Below are 16,190 nucleotides of genomic sequence, written 5' to 3'. Positions count from 1 at the left end.
GCCCCGGATTCGTGTTTTCGAATCCGGGGCCGGCACCCGCCTCCCCGTTGCGGACGTCGAGCCGTCCGCGCGCCGTCCGGGCTACCGGACGTTCGCGATGGAATCGTCCTTGTCGATGCCGCGACGCTTGGCGCCGAGCAGCGGGACCAGGTTGAGCAGGAGTCCGACCACAGCCACGGCGGTGACCAGGTTGGCGCCGGGGCGGTAGGAGCCGAAGTCGGCGTCGCCGGCCTTGGCGCCGGTGGTCAGCGCGGTGACCACGGCGAGCACGAGGGCCGCGCCGACCTGGCCGGAGGTCTGCACCAGGCCGGAGGCGAGACCCTGTTCGGAGTCCTCGATGCCCTCGGTGGCCTGGGCCATGATCGCGCTGAACCCGAAGGCGAAGCCGCCGCCCAGGAGCAGCATGGTGGGCAGCACCGCGAACGCGTAGTTCGGCGTGGTGCCGGCGGTGGCGAGGAACCACACGTAGCCGAGGCTCATCGAGGCCATCGAGGCGATCAGCAGCGGCGCGGTGCCGTAGCGGTTGATCAGCTTGCCGGTGAACGGCGACCCGAAGGCCACGACCAGGCCGGCGGGCAGCAGCGCGAGCGCCATCCGCAGCGCGGACCAGCCCAGTCCGTCCTGGAGGTAGAGGGTCATCATGAACTGGAAGCTCATGTAGGAGCCCATCAGCGCGACCATGCTCAGGTTGGCCCGGACCACGGTGCCGACACGCAGGATGCCGAACCGCACGAGCGGGTGCGCGATGCGCTTCTCGACCAGGACGAACGCGGTGAGCAGGGCGGCGGCCAGGACTATCGAACCGAGGGTCAGCGGTGCGCCCCAGCCGCGTTCGGGAGCGGAGACGACGGTGTAGACGGCCAGCAACATGCCGCCGCTGAGGGTGATCGCGCCGACCACGTCGTGGCCGCCGGAGTCGGCGGGACGGTCGCGCGGGATCAGGAACCAGCCGCCGATCAGCGCCAGGATGGCGAGCGGCACGGGGATCAGGAAGGTCCAGCGCCAGCCGAACTCGGTGAGCAGGCCGCCGAGGATCAGGCCGGAGGAGTAGCCGCTGGCGCCGAAGACGGAGAAGACGGACAGCGCCCGGTTGCGGGCGGGGCCCTCGGGGAACGTCGTGGTGAGGATGGACAGGGCGGTGGGCGCGGTGAACGCGGCGGCCAGGCCCTTGATGAAGCGGGTGGCGATCAGCAGGCCGCCGCTGTCGACCATGCCGCCGAGCAGCGAGGCGCCGGCGAACACGGCGAGCGCGATCAGGAAGACCCGGCGGCGGCCGAGCAGGTCGGCGGTGCGACCGCCGAGCATGAGCAGCCCGCCGTAGCCGAGGATGTAGCCGTTGACGATCCATTGCAGGGATGTCGCCGACAGACCGAGTTCGTGGCCGATCGACGGCAGCGCGACGCCGACCATCGAGACATCGAGGCCATCCAGGAAGAGCACGAGGCACAGCACGGCCAGGACGCCCCAGAGTCTGGGGGTCCAGTGCGAACCGGACGGTGTTTCGGCCGACGAGGAGGACGAGGGGACGGAGTGCTCGCGGGAGGACGGTCCCGCGTAGGTCTCGACTGTTGAAGCCATGGGCAAGAACGTACATGCGCACGCATTGAATGTCTACGCATTAAATGTGGGTGCAATAAATTTGCTTGCATGTTACGACGGGCGGCGCTACCGTGACGCAATGAAGACGAAGGACCCGCTGATCGAGAGCTGGCGCGAGCTGTTGTCGCAGTACAGCCGGGTGGCGCACGAACTCGATCGCGCCCTTCAGGCCCGGCATGGCCTCACGATGAGTGACTACGAGGTCCTCGATCGCCTGGTCGACGCCGAGGGCTGCAAGTCCCGCATCCACGACCTCGTCGTCGATCTGCATTTGAGCCAGAGTGCCTCCTCACGCGCCGTGGCCCGCCTCGAGAAGTGCGGCCTGGTCCAGCGCGCGATGTGCGAGAGCGACCGCCGGGGCGTTTTCGTCATCGCCACCGACAAGGGCCGCGCCCTCCACGAGCAGGCCCGGGTGACCCAACTCGCCGTGCTCGGCGAACACCTGGTCTGAGACACCGGGTCCGCACACCGGGTCTGCACGCCTGGTCTGCACGCCTGGTCGGAGGGCGCCGGGCATGCTTGCCTTCACGCCGGCGTCAATGTCTACGGTCGTCATCGCCGGCCGCCGTGGGGCCGATCCCGGAATCGGATCGGCCGCGCGACGGCGTCCGGCACCGTGCCGAACCGACACCGCGACGATTCGAGGCCCGAGCGTGCCCTCCCTCCTGCATCTCGACGCGAGCATGCGTCGGACCGGATCCGTATCCCGGCTCCTGTCCGCCCACTTCGCCGCCCGTTGGCGCGAACGCCACCCGAGCGGCGCGTACACCTACCGGGACCTGGCCGCCCAGCCGATCCCGCACCTGACCCACGCGGTGCGCGAAGCGCTCGTCGACCCGGGCGCCGAACACGGCGCGCCGGCGGACGAATGGGCGCTGACCACCGCGCTCAACGCCGAGTTGCGCGCGGCGAGCACGGTCGTGATGGGTGTGCCGATGTACAACTACTCGATCCCGTCCACGATCAAGACCTGGTTGGACCGGGTCGTCTCCCCGGCCACCATGGCGGTGCCCGGCGGCGAACCCGGCCCCCTGGCGGGCACGTCCGTGATCGTGATCAGCCCTCGTGGCGGTTCGTACGCCCCGGGCACGCCGCGTGCGGGTTGGGACCACCAGGAGCCCTACCTGCGCGCCGTCCTGGGGGCCATCGGCCGCACCGACGACCTGACCACCTTCGTACCCGCCGAGTTGACGCTCGCCGCGGTCGTGCCGCAGATGGCCGCCCTGAAGCCGCTCGCCGAGCAGTCCCTCGAACGGGCCTACCGGACCCTGGAAACACTCGCCGGCCGGGATCCGGCGACGGCGGGGTAGCCCGTCGCTCAGTGGGCGGCCTGGTGGAAGTGGCTGGGTCGGCCGTCGTGGTGGACCAGGGTACCCAGGCGTGCGGCCTCGGCGCGGTGCAGTAGACGCGCGCGACCGTCCGCGCGGCGCAGCACGGTGGCATGCCACGGGGTGGCCCAAACATCGGGGGCATCCAAGAGGCGGATCCCGAACTTGTCGGCGCCGCGCCGTTGCGGGTGGATGGACAGGCGCACCGCGCGCGGGTGGTGTTCGGCGATCAGGTCGCTCCAGGCCCGGCTGCGCTGGATGACGCCGTAGGCCCGGTCGCGGCAGTCGCGTTGCAGCGCGGATCGGGTGCCGGGGAAGTCGGCGGTGTCCTCGAACAGGAACCGGGTAATGCCCCGGTACAGCCGCAACGTGTCCTCGTCGGACCGGACTTGGGCGCGTAGTTCGGCCAGGGTCGGGGCGTGGCGCGCGTGCAGCCAGGCACGTTTGTCCGCGTGTGTGCAGGGGCCGGCCGGGCCGGTCGGGTCGTCGCCGAGCACGTCGCGCAGGTCGAACACGCTCAGCCGGTCCAAGGCGTTGTCGGCGATGACGGCGCGCAGTTCGTCGGTGTAGGCGTCGACGTGCGCGTCCGGGACGCGGACGAGGTCGGCGAAGACGTGGCCGTCGGAGCAGATCAACATCCGGGCGCCGGGCGGGTGTACGGCCGCCACCGACGCGCACAGCCCGTCCAGGAAGGCCAGGCTCAGCCGTTCGCCCTCGTCGGGCAGATGTCCCAGGACCTTGGCGGGGTTGGGCGATTTGCAGGGGAATCCCGGCAGCGCGAACACGACGGGTTCGCCCCGGGCGACGAAGTCGGCCACTCGGTCAAGTTGTTCGGGGAAGTCGGCGACCGATTCGCGGCCCGGTTCGAGGTCGCGTTCGGCCGCACGGCGGTGTGGCAGGAGCAGTTCCAGGATCGCGGCACTGATCGCGGCGGTCTGCGCGGGACCCGGGCGGTCTCGGCGCTCGATGGCGTGCATGGCGTGGTCACGCCCGCTCGGTGTAGGTAACCGGCAGCGTGTCGACGCCGCGCGCGAGCACGGCGGGGATCCACTCGACGTCGTCGACCGGGACGGCCGGGGCCAAGCCCGGCAGGCGGGCGAGGAGCGTGCCGAGCGCGACTTGGAGTTCGACCCGGGCCAGCGCGGCGGCCGGGCAGAAGTGGATGCCGTGGCCGAAGGCGAGGTGCGGGTTGGGGCTGCGGTCGAAGTCGAGGATGTCCGGGTCGGGGAAACGTTTCGGGTCCCGGTTGGCCGCGCACAGCGAGACGATCACCGAGTCCCCTGCAGGGACGGCGGTGCCGTGCAGGTCGTCGTCCGCGGCGAGGAAGCGCCAGGTGGTGAGTTCGAAGGCGCTGTCGTAGCGCAGCAGTTCCTCCACGGCGGTGGGCAGGAGCGTGGGGTCCTCGTGGAGTCGGTCCAGGTGTCCGGGGTGTCGCAGGAGGGTGATCAGGGCGGTGCTGATCTGGTTGGTCACGGGTTCTTGGCCGGCGACCAGGAGTTGGAAGATCATCGAGTCCAGCTCGGCCCGGATCAGCCGGCCGGCGGCGTGCGCGGCAACCAGTCGGCCGAGCAGGCCGTCGTCGTCCGGGTCGGCCCGGCGATCGGCGACCAGGTCGGCGATGTAGCCCTGGAGTTCGCGTAGCAGCGCCTCGTATCCGGCCCGGCGCGGGTCCCCGGGACCGACGGGCTGCACCACCTTGCACCACTCGCGCCGGAACCGGGCCGCGAACTCCGCGGGCAGGCCGATGACTTCGGCGAGGACCCGGAGCGGGAAGCGGGCCGCGAAGCAGGCCACGACGTCCGCTCCCCCGCCGGCCGGCATGGCGTCGACGAGGTCGTCGGCGATCTTCTGGATCCGAGGTCGCAGCGCGTCGACCCGACGCGGTGCGAAGGCGTCGGTGACCAGGCGGCGCATGGTGGTGTGCCTGGGCGGGTCCTGGTGGAGCAAATGCACCTGGAGTTCGGTGTGTTGCGGCTCGGGCATGATCGAGGCGAGGGCCCGCCAACGGTCGTTGCCCAGGTCGTGGTTCTTGCCCAGTCGGGGATCGTTGAGGGTGGCGTGCGCCGCGTCGTATCCGGTGACCAGCCAGGCGCCCACCCCGCTGGGGAAGCGCACCCGATGGATCGGGCCGGCGTCGCGGAGCTTGGCGTAGAGGGGGTAGGGGTCGCGTTTGTACTCGCGCCCGTACAGCTCGACGGCGTGCGGGTCGTTCGTGGTGCAGTCGGGGCGGTTCGTACCGGGTTCGATCCGGGTCACGGGGTGTATCTCCCTGGCGGTGCGGTGCAGGTGCGGGGGCGGTGGTTGGGCAGGCGGCGTGGGTCGGGCGCCGGTCGGGGCTCAGATGGTGATCTCCGGTCGGTACAGGTCCAGCCACAGGCCGAGGTCGACCAACCGTTCCAGGCGCAACCGGTGCCCCCACCGCAGTTCGTGCGCGGGCGTGTCGAGGCAGGACCTGATCACCGTCTCGTCGACGAGCGCGCGGACCCGTCCGCCGTGCCCGTCGAGGGCGTCCCGGGCCAGGTCCTGCAATCCCCGGTTGTAGTCGGGGTGATGGGTGGCCGGGTAGTGGTTCTTGGGCCGCTCCCGGATCGAGCGCGGGGCGAGCGTGTCGCCGGCCGCGCCCCGCAGCAGGCTCTTCTCCCGACCGTCGAAGGAGTGCAGCGACCACGGCACGTCGTAGGCGTACTCGACCAGCCGGTGGTCGCAGTAGGGCACCCGCACCTCCAGCCCCTGGGCCATGCTCAACCGGTCCTTGCGGTGCAGGAGTTGGCGCAGCCAGCGGGTCAGCGACAGGTGCCGCAGTTCGCGCAGCCGGTGCTCCTCGGCGCTCTCGTGTGCGGCGTGTGGCACGGCGGCGAGCGCAGTGTGGTAGGTGTCCGCCCGGTATTCACCGATGCGCAGCGTGCGGGCGACGTCGGGATGCAGCGGCATCGCGGCCTCGTCGCCGGTGACCAGGAGCCAGGGGAAGGTGTCGGCGGCGCGCGCGGCGGGACTGTGGAACCACGGGTAGCCGCCGAAGACTTCGTCGGCCGCCTCCCCCGACAACGCGACGGTGGCGTGCCGGCGGATCTCGCCGAACAGCAGGTACAGCGAGGTGTCCATGTCGCCGACGCCGATCGGCGAGTCGCGGCAGGCGACGACCGCGCGTCGGTGCTCCGGGTCGAGCAGCGAGCGCGGGTCCAGGACCACGGTGTCGTGGTCGGTGCCGATGAACCGGCCCGCCTCGGCGGCGTACGGGGTGTCGTGGCCGGTGCGCAGTATGTCGGCGGTGAACGTGTCGGCCTGGTCGGTGTAGTCGACCGCGTAGGAGCGGAGCCGGGCGTCGGGGCCCTCGCGGTGCCGCAGTTCGTCGGCGAGCAGCGCGGTGACCACGGTGGAGTCCAGGCCGCCGGACAGCAGGCTGCACACCGGTACGTCCGCCTCCAGTTGGCCGCGGGCGGCGTGTTCGACCAGGGCGCGCACCCGTTCCACGGTGGTGTCGCGGTCGTCGTGGTGTGCGCCCACCGTCAGTTGCCAGTACCGGTGTTCGCGGAACCCGGCCCGGTCGAGGGTGAGGATCGAGCCGGGTTCGAGTTCGCGGATCCCGGTCCAGACGGTGGGACCGGTGTCGAAGAGCAGCCCGTAGGCCGCACGCAGTCCGTCCGCGTCCACGCGCGGTTCGATCTCGGGATGGGCGAACAGGGCCTTGGGTTCGGAGCCGAAGGCGATGCCGTCGCGTACCCGCGCCCAGTACAGCGGCTTGACGCCGAGACGGTCGCGGATCAGGACCAGGCGGTCGTACCGCAGGTCCCAGATCGCGAACGCGTACATCCCCTCCAGGTGTTCCGCGCACTCCTCGCCCCATTCGAGGTAGGCGCGAAGCACCGTCTCGGTGTCGCTGCGGGTGCGGAACTCGTGCCCGGCGCGGCGGAGTTGGGCGCGCAGCTCGTGGTGGTTGTACACCTCGCCGCTGTACCCGAGGACCACCCGGGGGTCCTCGGGCCGATCCGCCATCGGTTGCGCGCCGCCCGCGAGGTCGAGTACGGCCAGGCGTCGATGGCCGAACGCCGCGTGTGCGTCCGCCCATACGCCCCCCGCGTCCGGGCCGCGCCGGGTCAGGGTCGAGGTCATCGCCTCGACGACCGGGCGGAGCGGGCGCCCGTCGGGGCGGAGGCACACCCAGCCGGCGATTCCACACATGCGTGATCCGTCCTTCGGTCGAGGCGTCGGCTGCGGAGGGATCGGGGCGGGGGCGATGGCACCGCTCGGGCGCCCCCGCCCTCGTCGTTCCACCCGAGCAGTCGTCCGCCCGACCGACAAAGTTCCCGGGCCGCGCGGGCGGTTCGCGCGGGCGGGTTCACGCGGCTCGGTCCACGCGGCCTGGTTCATGCGGTCGGGGCGGGGCGCACGGTGGGGCGTCGGGCGAGCAGCGTGATGGCGAGCGCCGCCACGATCAGGGCTCCCGCCACCGCGAAGGTGATCCGGGTGCCGGCCGCCACCGCGTCGGGGCGTGCCGTGGTCACGTCGTGTGCGCCCGACGCGAGCGCGAAGACCGCGCCCATCACCGATGTGCCGGTGATCAGGCCGAGGTTGCGCGACAGGTTGAGCATGCCGGAGACCACACCGCGTCGATCGGGTCGGACGTCGGCCATCACAGCGGTGTTGTTCGCGGTCTGGAACACCGCATAGCCGGCGGTCGTCACCACGATCGGCGCCAGGTAGCCGGCCGGCCCGAGGTGTCCCGAGGTCAGCGCCAGGGCGAACGCGCCGACGGATATCGCGATCAGCCCGACGACGGTCATCCGCCGTGCGCCGAAGCGGTCCGCGATCCGGCCGGCCGGAATCCCGGTGAGCGCGGCGACGACCGGGCCGACCGACATGACGAGTCCGACGAGCGCGTCGCCGAGGCCCAGCGCCCGCGCGAGGTGGAACGGCCCCACCACGAGCGTGGCCATCATCACCGTCGACACCAGCGCACTCGTGGCCAGACTCGCGCTCAGCGCCGGCTCGCGGAACATCGCCAACCGGATCAGCGGCGACGTGACCCGCGCCTCGGTCCGTACGAACAGCACGACGCCGAGCCCGGCCGCCACGAGCAGCGCCGCGTTCAGCGCGCCGAACCCGCCGCGCCCGACAGTCATCGCGAGGGCGTACGCGCCGAGCGTTCCGGCCAGCAGCAGCGTGCCCACATGGTCGAAGCGGGGTCGGTCGGCCCCGGGCTCGCGGCGGTCACTCGGCAGGTGTCGGTGCGCAAGCAGCAGGGCCAGGATCCCCAACGGCACGTTGACCAGAAAGATCGCCCGCCACCCCGGCCCGGCGATCAGCGCGCCGCCGAGCGACGGACCGAGCGCGGTCCCGATCGCGGACATCGTGCCGAGCAGGCCCATCGCGCTCCCGGTCCGCTCCCTGGGCACCGTTTCGCCGACGAACGCCATGGTGAGCGCCATCATCACGGCCGCCCCCAGGCCCTGCGCGGCACGGGCCGCGATCAGCGTCTCCAGGGTCGGTGCCAGGCCGCACGACACCGAGCCCCCGGTGAACACACCGATCCCGACCAGGAGCAGTCGGCGGCGCCCGATCAGGTCGCCGAGCCGGCCGGCGCCGACGATCACGGTGGTGATGGCGAGGAGATAGGCCAGCACGATCCACTGAACGCGGGCGAAGGAGGCGGAGAACGTATCGGCCAGTGTCGGCAGCGCCACATTGGCGACGCTCGTGCCCAGCGAGGACAACAACATGGACAGGCACAGCCCGGCGAGCGCCCACCGCACCGAGCCCGAGGCCGGCCGCACATCGTGTGTCACCGGCGCATCCCGCGAAATCTCTGAGGTCATGGCGAGGAGGCTGCACCGGCTCCCCCGCCCCGGCAACTCGTGTTGCCAAGATGGGGACGGCGCGGTGGAATGCCCGCATGACGGACGACGCACTCCCCTACCGGACGGTCCTCGACGAGGTCGCGCCCCGCCTTCGGCGGCTGCGGGCCGAGCGTGGTCTCACGCTCGCCGCGCTGTCCGAGACGACCGGCATCTCCAAGAGCACGCTGTCCCGACTGGAGTCCGGGCAACGCCGACCCACGCTGGAGTTGCTGCTGCCGCTGGCGGGCGTGTACCGGGTGCCGCTGGACGATCTGGTCGGCGCCCCGGAGGTGGGGGATCCCCGGATCCGGCTGAACCCGCACCCGCTGCCCAGCGGCGGTACGTTCATCCCCCTCACCCGGACCCCCGGCCCGCTCCAGGCGTTCAAGATGATCATCCCGTTCCGGGGCACCGAGCCCACCTTCCGTACCCACGAGGGCTACGAGTGGCTGTATGTATTGGAGGGCCGGCTGCGGCTGATCCTCGGCGAGCACGATCTGGTCCTCGGCCCGGGCGAGGCCGCCGAGTTCGACACCCGGGTCCCGCACTGGTTCAGCAGCGCGGACGAACGGCCGGTCGAGGTGCTCAGCCTCTTCGGTCGCCAGGGCGAACGTATGCACGTACGCGCCAAACCCCGCGCCGCCACCGACTCCGAGTAACGACGGTCGCCGGTCGACCCCGCGCCGGCACACGCGCGGGCCCGAACCACCCCCACCGGCGGGTCCGGGATACTTTCCCGTTCGCAAGGCCCGCGCCCACCCGGGGGTTTCCCGGTCGGCATGGCAAATCCGGGCAACGGCCGGCCCGAACCCTCGCCGAGCACAAGCGCGTCGCGGTAGATTCCGCGCAGTCACGCGGCCGTGGCCGCACAGTGCTCCCGGTGAGAGCAGGTGCATGCCGATTTCTCCCTCACTCCCCCACGCCGGTGCCGCGAAGTCGGCCGACCTTGATCGGGCGTTGCGCTCGGGCCCGTTCGAACTCGCGCTGCGGATCGCGATCCGCGAGAGCGGACTGAGCCTGGAGAGCATCCAGCGCCGACTCGCCCACCGGGGCGTCCAGGTGAGCGTGTCCAGCCTCAGCTACTGGCAGCGCGGGCGCAGTCGCCCCGAACGGGCCGATTCCCTGGCTGCCGTACGGGCGTTGGAGAACCTGCTGCACCTGCGCACCGATGCGCTGATCGTGCTGCTCGGCCCGCGCCGGCCCCGAGGCCGCTGGGTCGACCACATCCCCGGATCGCTCGACGACACCGGCACGTTCGGGGATCCCGCGGTCGAGGGGGTACTGACCGACTTCGATCCGCGGACCAACGCCCGCCTGGAGTGCCTGCACAGTCGCATCGACGTGCACATCGGCCGGGCCCGCGAGGAGCAACGCATCGATGTCGTCCAGGTGTTGCGCGCGGTCGCCACCCGGGCGGACCGACTGATCCTGCTCACCGAGGCGAAGCCGGAGATGTCCCTCGGCGCCGACCTGGGCCTGTCCCGGCTGGTCGGCTGCCGGCTCGGCCGCCGTCGGGTCGATCGTGAACACGGCTTCGCCGCAGTCGAGTTGCTTCTCGACGTGCCGTTGCAGCAGGACGAGACGACCGTCGTGGAGTACAGCTACGCCTACGCGTCGTCCGTGGTCTCCACCGGCTACGCGCGGATGGTGCGCTTCCCCGGCCGGACCATGGTGTTGTGCGCGCGATTCGACCGCCGCATGATGCCGGTGCGGTGTACGGCCGGGTGGCGGCCCCGGCACGACGCGCCCGCGCAGGATCACCGCGAGATCCGGATCGCGGCGACTGGCCACGCCTGCACGGTCTTTCCCGAGGTGATCCCCGGCATCTACGGCCTGCAATGGGAGTGGGACGACGGGCCGGCGGACGACGTGGTACAAGATTGAGGTCGTGCGGCGGGCACGCCGAAGGGGTGCGGCGGCTCGATCGTCCGCCACACCCCCGCGTCGGTACCCGGACGGCTACTTCCCGGCGACGGCCAGCCGGGTGGCCTCCCAGTCCGGGCCGACGTCGACGGCCGGGGTCCGGCTCAGGCCGGTGTTGCGCGCGGCCTCCTCGACCGCGTCGGGATCGCCCGCGCCGTCCCGGCCGGGCCTGGGCGTGAGCAGCCAGACGGCGCCGTCCTCGGGGAGCAGGCCGACGACGTCGAGCAGTGTGTCGGCGAGGTCGCCGTCCTCGGCGCGGAACCAGAGCAGCACGGCGTCGGCGATGTCGTCGTAGTCCTCGTCGACGAGGTCGTGGCCGGTCAGCCACTCGATGCCCTCGCGAAGGTCGTGGTCGACGTCGTCGTCGTAGCCCAATTCCTGGACGATCTGGCCGGGTTCGAGGTCCAGCCGGACGGCGGGGTTGGTCTGCTCGTACTCGGTTGTGCTCATCGCTGCCTCCCGAATCACGACGCGCCTGTCACGTCACACAGTAGCCAAGCAGATACATACGGTGCTCGCGGTGATCCACGCGGGAGGTCGTCGCCGGGCGCCGGTGCCGGCGCGCCTTCCGGTCATCCCACCAGGGCCGGGGCGAGCGCGCTCGCGGCGAGCATCCGGGGCGCGCCGGTGCCGTCGGCCGGGACGGTCCACAGGTCGGCGCCGTAGTCGCCGGGCAGGGCGTACAGCAGGGTGGCAGCGTCGATCCACAACGCCTGGTCGTCGACGTTGCGTCGTTCGGCGGTGGCGCTCTCGGTCATCGTGCGCAGGTCGAGCACGTACAACCGCCAGGGTGCGTCGTCGGGCGCCTCGGGGGCGCGCTTCTTGTAGGCGATCCGGGTGCCGTCGGGCGACAGGGAGGGGCATTCGACGTTCTGGTGCAGCGTGGTGAGGGTGTGCGCGGCGACGTCGCCGGCGGCCAGCCAGGTGTGTCCGTCGGTGGCCACCGTCGCGTAGAACCGGTTGTCGTCGGCGAAGGTGACGCCCCAGATGTTGAGGTCGGGTGCCCGGTAGGGACGACCGTTCCTGGTCACCGCGAAGCTTTCCAGGTTCTCCTGGACGGTCCACGTGTGCGTGTCCACGATCGTGGTCCAGGTGGAGAACTCGGCACCCGCGTAACTGTCTCCACTGACGAACACCGTCCAGGCGACCATCCGGCCGGAGGGCGAGACGCGGGCCCGGGTCGGGATTCCGGCGGCCGGGAAGCTGCGCCTCTCGTGCAGGTCGGCGTCCAGGATCACCGCCCGGTAGGTGTCCACGAGCGGCCCGTGCTCGGCCCGCAGGCAGATCCCGGTGCCCGAAGCGGCGTGGAAACGCAGGCACTTGAGGCCGGACACGGTGCGCGGCCCGTCCGGTCGATCGGCGGGTACGCCCGCGATCTCGTCCCGGTGCGGCCCCCAGGCCATGCTGCGGAAGAGCAACCGCGGGCCGCCCGCCGCCGGGCCCAGCGCGAGCGGACCCGGGTGCACCGCGGGCCCGCCCGGCTGTTCCCGATCGCGCCGACCCGCACGTTCGGCGGCGTCCAGGACCGCCCACGTGCCGGCCGCGGCCAACACCACGAAGGCGACGAGCAGTACGGCCAGGCGGCGGGCGGCGGTCGTTCGGTCGACGGTCATCCGGGCTCCTCGTCGGTCGGGCGGGTAGGGGACGCGGCGACGGGCGGGCAAGTCCCCTGCGCGGCCGGCGGTTCGGCCCCCCGCAGCACGTGGCACGCCACGACCAGGGCCCCCACCAGCGCCGCCGCCATCAGGGACAACGCGGCCCGATCACCCCAGCGGGTCCACAGCGCGCCCAGGGTCAGGGAGCACACGAAGCGCCCGATCGCCTGCCCGGTGCCGACCAGGGCCAGGCTCGCGCCGCAGCTCCCCGGCGGCGCCGCACTCGCGGCGGCGGCCGGCAACACCCCGTCGGTGGCCGCGTAGTACAGCCCGTGCAGCGCGAGCACCACGACCGGCGCCGCACCGGCGAACCATCCGCCGTCCGCCCCGGAACGCAGCAGCAACACGTACGCCCCGAGCAGCGCCAGGTGTCCGAGCAGGAACATCCGCCACCGGCCGATACGATCGGCGACCGCGCCCAACGGGGCGGCCAGGAGCAGGAACACGGCGGCGGTGCCGATCGGCAACAGCGGGAACCACTCGGCGGACAGTCGATACCGGTGTTGCAGCAGCAGATACACGAACGAGTCGCCGACGGTGACCAGTCCGAGCAGCGCGGCGCACACGGTGAGCCGACGCAGCCGCGGTCGGGCCGACAGCGCCCGCACCCCGCCCGGGCCGGACGTCGCCTGCGGGGGCCCTGTTCCGACCTCGCTTGCACCCACGTCCGCGGAAGCCGGCCGCGGATCGCGCGGCACGAACAACACGAGCACCAGTACGCCGAACGCCGCCACGCACGAACTCACCACGAACACCGCGTGATACCCGTCGACGGCGACGCGCAGGATCAGGTACGCCAGCACCGGACCGGCGAGCGCGCCGACGGTGTCCATCGCCCGATGCACCCCGAACGCGCGTCCCCGCCGCTCGGGCGACGTGGCCGCCGAGATCAGCGCGTCGCGCGGCGCGGTGCGCAGCCCCTTGCCGGTGCGGTCCACCGCCAGTACCGCGCCGAGCAGGGTCAGGGTGTGTACGCACGCGAGCACCGGTTTGCACAGCGCCGACAGGGCGTAGCCGATCACCGCCACCACCTTGTACCGGCCGCCGCCGCGGTCGCCGAGAAACCCCCCGAGCAGCCGCATCAGCGCCGCCGAGCCGTTGTAGACCGCGTCCAGGACGCCGAAGCCGAGCGGCGACAGGCCCACCGTGGTGACGAGGTAGAGCGGCAGCACCGCGGTGACCATCTCCGAGGAGACGTCGGTGAGGAGACTGACGATCCCCAGGACGAGCACGGTGCCGGCGACGCCCCGGAGCCGCCCCGGTCGGCGGACCGGGGCGGCGTCGGACGCCGGGGAGCGACGGCTGTCCGCGAGGTACACGATCAGTTCCAGATGCCGCTGATGTACTGCGCGGAGGCGGACTTGCCCGCGTGCGCGCCCGTACCGGCCAGGTCCTCGATCGTGTGCAGGACGTCGTAGTGGTTGTAGGAGGTGGAGGTGGAGCTGCCGGCCTTGACCGGTTGGCCGTAGAGCACGGTCGGGATGTGGTTGCCGCTGTGCTTGTCGTCCTCGTCGTAGGTGACCACCAGCACGCTGTTGTGCGTCCTGGCCCAATCGGCATAGCCGCCCAGGTTCTTCTTCAGCCAGTTGTCGCCGGTGGACACCCCGCAGTCGTGCATGTCGCTGCACAGGTTCGGGATCACGAAGGAGACGTTCGGCAGTTTGGCGTAGTCGCCCGGGAACTGGCCGAAGGTGTGCGCACTGGAGGTGGGCACGTTGTCGAAGCCGAACCAGGGCACGTGCTTGCGGGCGTACTTGCCGCTGCTGCACGTGGTCGAGCCCTCGCTGGGCAACGATTCGCTGTAGCTGCCCCAGGTCTTGCCGGCGGCGATCACCTCGGAGGCCAGGTTGGCCGCGTGCGAGAAGCCGACCTGGTAGCAGGAGTCGCCGGTGATTCCCTGGGTGCTGCCGGAGAAGACGGCGAAGTAGTTCGGCTGGCTGGGGTGGGTGATCCCGTACGACGCCTTGAGCAGGGCGCCGCCGTTGGCCAGCGAGTTGATGAACGGGGCGCTGCCGCTGCCGATGATCTGCCCGTAGGCGTGGTTCTCCATCATCACCACGACGATGTGGTCCGGTGCCGGGGTGGTCGCGGCCGAGGCGGGGCCGGCCCCGGACAGGGTGGCCAGCGCGAGGCCGCCGGCGGCGGTGGCGGCGAGCGGGAGGGACACGCGGGAGCGGAACCGGGAGCGGGGGCGGGGCGTCCGGTCGCGGGAGCCGGACCGGTCTCGGGCGCGGGTACGGGAACGAGCCTCGGCGAATGCGAAAGGCATGCCTGTCTCCGATGAGTGAGTGGGGGAACCCGCCCGGCTCGCGACACGGGGTCGGTCGGCCGGGGCGTGGTGCCGACGAAGGTCCCGCACCGACGGAGCACACGTCAACGCGTCGCCGGGCGTCGGCCGGCTTTCTGTCGACGGCCCGGCAAATCTGTGGACGGCGCGGGAGCGGGGGCCGGGGGCTCGGGGTCGCCGGGTGCTCGTCGGGAGCGGGTCGGGGGCTCGTCGAGCGCTCCCCGTGCGTCCCCCGATCGCTCGTCGGGCGGGGCCAATTCCCTGGATTCGCCAGTGGACGCACGCCCCTGGCCGATTGCCGGTCCGTCCACTGGCGAATCCACGGAATTGGCCGCCGGGTTCGGCCGGTCGGGACGTATCGGCGCAGGTCGGAGCGGGTGTCGCGGGTGTTCGCCGTTGCCGGTCGAGGGCCGTCGTCGCCAGTGGACGGCGGGGCCTCGAAGGGCCGTTGACCGACCCCGCCGAAACGCGCCAACCTCTGGATCGCCACGGCGGCCCGCTCGTCCATCCGGGTCCCCGGGCACCGCCCCCGTCGGTCCGGCTCGCCTCGACGGGACCTTCGGGGGCGTCCACCCTCCCCCATCACTCCTCGGGAGTCATCGTGATCCCACGTGCCCGAACGCCCTTTCGGTCCTACGGCGGCTGCGTCGCGCTGCTGCTGTGTGCGCCGTTGATCGGCGCGGCACCCGCCGCGGCCGCCGCGTCGTCGGCTGCCGACACCCCGGCCGGGGCTCGCTCGGCCGCCGGTGGCACCTCCGGCAACTGGTCCGGCTACGCCGCCTCCGGATCCACCTACCACTCGGTCTCCGCCTCATGGATCCAGCCGTCGATCACCTGTGCCCATACCGGGGCGGTGTCGATCTGGGTCGGCCTGGACGGCAGGGGCAGCAAAACCGTCGAGCAGACCGGCACCCAGGCCGAGTGCAACCGGGTCGGCGGCACGCCGCGCTACTTCGCCTGGTGGGAGAACTACCCGGACCCGGAGTCGGTGTTCCGCGATCCGGTCCGACCGGGCGACACCATGACCGCCTCGGTGGTGTACAACCCGGGTTCGGACAACTACACCACCAAGCTGACCAATTCGACGCTCGGCTGGACCGAGACCAAGACGCTCGCGCGCTACCGGGGCGCCACCAACGGCAGCGCGGAGGTGATCGCGGAGGCGCCGAGCCGCAACGGCGCGCGCACCCCACTGGCCGACTTCGGCAGCGTTACCTTCACCAACGCCACGATCGACGGCCGTACGCTCGCCGCCGCATCGGCCGGGCCGGTCACCATGGTGCAGAACGGTGTCACGGACGCGACTCCCGGCCCGTTGTCGGCCTCCGGCGACGCGTTCACCGATACCTGGAAGCACTACTGACGTCGGTCCGACGGGAGTCGGCGGGTCGCCGGCCCGGCAGTCGGCGGGCCGCCGGTCGCGGGTGGTCGGCGGCGGCCGTGATAAAGGCACCGCCGACCATCGCCACGATCGCCCATATGTGTCAAAAAAGCTACAAAGAGTGATATTCGCATAAACCGGAGGCAACCCTCCGATGCGCCGCCGCGTTCCCCATCGGATCAC

General features: G+C 71.8%; 14 protein-coding genes. 5 read left to right on the top strand and 9 right to left on the bottom strand.

Going from position 1 to position 16,190, the window contains the following annotated elements; all coding sequences use genetic code 11:
* Positions 1 to 81: 81 nt before the first annotated feature.
* Positions 82 to 1,578 (bottom strand): MFS transporter, encoded by a 1,497-nt coding sequence (locus tag ACWGR4_RS41445; RefSeq protein ID WP_380009242.1) that lies wholly within the window; start codon positions 1,576 to 1,578, stop codon positions 82 to 84.
* Between the two features lie 100 nt (positions 1,579 to 1,678).
* Here ACWGR4_RS41445 and ACWGR4_RS41440 point away from each other — a divergent pair, with 100 nt between their 5' ends.
* Positions 1,679 to 2,050 carry a MarR family winged helix-turn-helix transcriptional regulator gene (locus ACWGR4_RS41440; RefSeq protein ID WP_380009245.1) on the top strand — a complete coding sequence of 124 codons (372 nt, stop codon included), beginning with the start codon at positions 1,679 to 1,681 and terminating at the stop codon, positions 2,048 to 2,050.
* Between the two features lie 202 nt (positions 2,051 to 2,252).
* The gene (locus ACWGR4_RS41435) at positions 2,253 to 2,909 is read left to right on the top strand and encodes an FMN-dependent NADH-azoreductase (RefSeq protein ID WP_452129091.1); all 657 of its coding nucleotides are present in this window, start codon (positions 2,253 to 2,255) and stop codon (positions 2,907 to 2,909) included.
* Positions 2,910 to 2,917: 8 nt separating this feature from the next.
* Here the strand turns inward: ACWGR4_RS41435 and ACWGR4_RS41430 are convergent, their stop codons facing one another.
* The 4 genes from ACWGR4_RS41430 to ACWGR4_RS41415 all read right to left on the bottom strand — a co-directional run bounded on the left by ACWGR4_RS41430 (position 2,918) and on the right by ACWGR4_RS41415 (position 8,710).
* Positions 2,918 to 3,904 (bottom strand): L-tyrosine/L-tryptophan isonitrile synthase family protein, encoded by a 987-nt coding sequence (locus tag ACWGR4_RS41430; RefSeq protein ID WP_452129092.1) that lies wholly within the window; start codon positions 3,902 to 3,904, stop codon positions 2,918 to 2,920.
* Between the two features lie 7 nt (positions 3,905 to 3,911).
* Positions 3,912 to 5,183: a cytochrome P450 family protein gene (locus tag ACWGR4_RS41425; protein WP_452129093.1), complete on the bottom strand. Its 1,272-nt coding sequence runs from the start codon at positions 5,181 to 5,183 to the stop codon at positions 3,912 to 3,914.
* A gap of 81 nt (positions 5,184 to 5,264) precedes the next feature.
* Complete coding sequence (gene asnB / locus ACWGR4_RS41420) at positions 5,265 to 7,106, bottom strand: asparagine synthase (glutamine-hydrolyzing) (protein ID WP_452129094.1); 1,842 nt, start codon at positions 7,104 to 7,106, stop codon at positions 5,265 to 5,267.
* Positions 7,107 to 7,291: 185 nt separating this feature from the next.
* Positions 7,292 to 8,710: an MFS transporter gene (locus ACWGR4_RS41415; protein ID WP_452129095.1), complete on the bottom strand. Its 1,419-nt coding sequence runs from the start codon at positions 8,708 to 8,710 to the stop codon at positions 7,292 to 7,294.
* 107 nt (positions 8,711 to 8,817) lie between these two features.
* Between ACWGR4_RS41415 and ACWGR4_RS41410 the strand changes: the two genes are divergently transcribed.
* Together ACWGR4_RS41410 and ACWGR4_RS41405 are read left to right on the top strand one after the other, a co-directional pair.
* Complete coding sequence (locus ACWGR4_RS41410; RefSeq protein WP_452129096.1) at positions 8,818 to 9,420, top strand: helix-turn-helix domain-containing protein; 603 nt, start codon at positions 8,818 to 8,820, stop codon at positions 9,418 to 9,420.
* A 235-nt stretch (positions 9,421 to 9,655) separates the two neighbouring features.
* On the top strand, positions 9,656 to 10,645 hold the full coding sequence (locus ACWGR4_RS41405) for a hypothetical protein (RefSeq protein ID WP_452129097.1): 990 nt from the start codon (positions 9,656 to 9,658) through the stop codon (positions 10,643 to 10,645).
* Positions 10,646 to 10,720: 75 nt separating this feature from the next.
* Here ACWGR4_RS41405 and ACWGR4_RS41400 read toward each other — a convergent pair whose 3' ends face one another.
* The 4 genes from ACWGR4_RS41400 to ACWGR4_RS41385 all read right to left on the bottom strand — a co-directional run bounded on the left by ACWGR4_RS41400 (position 10,721) and on the right by ACWGR4_RS41385 (position 14,506).
* The gene (locus ACWGR4_RS41400; protein ID WP_380009273.1) at positions 10,721 to 11,134 is read right to left on the bottom strand and encodes a DUF3052 domain-containing protein; all 414 of its coding nucleotides are present in this window, start codon (positions 11,132 to 11,134) and stop codon (positions 10,721 to 10,723) included.
* Between the two features lie 122 nt (positions 11,135 to 11,256).
* Entirely contained in the window at positions 11,257 to 12,297 is a 1,041-nt protein-coding gene (locus ACWGR4_RS41395) for a TolB-like translocation protein (protein ID WP_452129098.1), read from the bottom strand.
* Positions 12,294 to 13,658 carry an MFS transporter gene (locus ACWGR4_RS41390; RefSeq protein ID WP_452129099.1) on the bottom strand — a complete coding sequence of 455 codons (1,365 nt, stop codon included), beginning with the start codon at positions 13,656 to 13,658 and terminating at the stop codon, positions 12,294 to 12,296. Before ACWGR4_RS41390 ends, ACWGR4_RS41395 begins: the two co-directional genes overlap by 4 nt.
* 2 nt (positions 13,659 to 13,660) lie before the next feature.
* Positions 13,661 to 14,506 (bottom strand): alkaline phosphatase family protein, encoded by an 846-nt coding sequence (locus ACWGR4_RS41385; RefSeq protein ID WP_380009282.1) that lies wholly within the window; start codon positions 14,504 to 14,506, stop codon positions 13,661 to 13,663.
* Between the two features lie 721 nt (positions 14,507 to 15,227).
* Between ACWGR4_RS41385 and ACWGR4_RS41380 the strand changes: the two genes are divergently transcribed.
* The gene (locus ACWGR4_RS41380) at positions 15,228 to 15,989 is read left to right on the top strand and encodes a G1 family glutamic endopeptidase (RefSeq protein WP_452129100.1); all 762 of its coding nucleotides are present in this window, start codon (positions 15,228 to 15,230) and stop codon (positions 15,987 to 15,989) included.
* Positions 15,990 to 16,190: the final 201 nt, after the last annotated feature.

It is taken from the genome of Embleya sp. NPDC055664 (assembly GCF_053618075.1).
The sequence above is the reverse complement of the archived record's forward strand: the minus strand, read 5'-3'. Positions and strand labels throughout refer to the sequence as shown.

Excerpts from the sequence above, each read along its gene's own strand:
- ACWGR4_RS41440 (WP_380009245.1), top strand. The coding sequence starts at position 1,679 with ATGAAGACGAAGGACCCGCTGATCGAGAGCTGGCGCGAGCTGTTGTCG.
- ACWGR4_RS41445 (WP_380009242.1), bottom strand. The coding sequence starts at position 1,578 with ATGGCTTCAACAGTCGAGACCTACGCGGGACCGTCCTCCCGCGAGCAC.
- ACWGR4_RS41400 (WP_380009273.1), bottom strand. The coding sequence starts at position 11,134 with ATGAGCACAACCGAGTACGAGCAGACCAACCCCGCCGTCCGGCTGGAC.
- ACWGR4_RS41395 (WP_452129098.1), bottom strand. The coding sequence starts at position 12,297 with ATGACCGTCGACCGAACGACCGCCGCCCGCCGCCTGGCCGTACTGCTC.
- ACWGR4_RS41405 (WP_452129097.1), top strand. The coding sequence starts at position 9,656 with ATGCCGATTTCTCCCTCACTCCCCCACGCCGGTGCCGCGAAGTCGGCC.
- ACWGR4_RS41410 (WP_452129096.1), top strand. The coding sequence starts at position 8,818 with ATGACGGACGACGCACTCCCCTACCGGACGGTCCTCGACGAGGTCGCG.
- asnB (WP_452129094.1), bottom strand. The coding sequence starts at position 7,106 with ATGTGTGGAATCGCCGGCTGGGTGTGCCTCCGCCCCGACGGGCGCCCG.
- ACWGR4_RS41430 (WP_452129092.1), bottom strand. The coding sequence starts at position 3,904 with ATGCACGCCATCGAGCGCCGAGACCGCCCGGGTCCCGCGCAGACCGCC.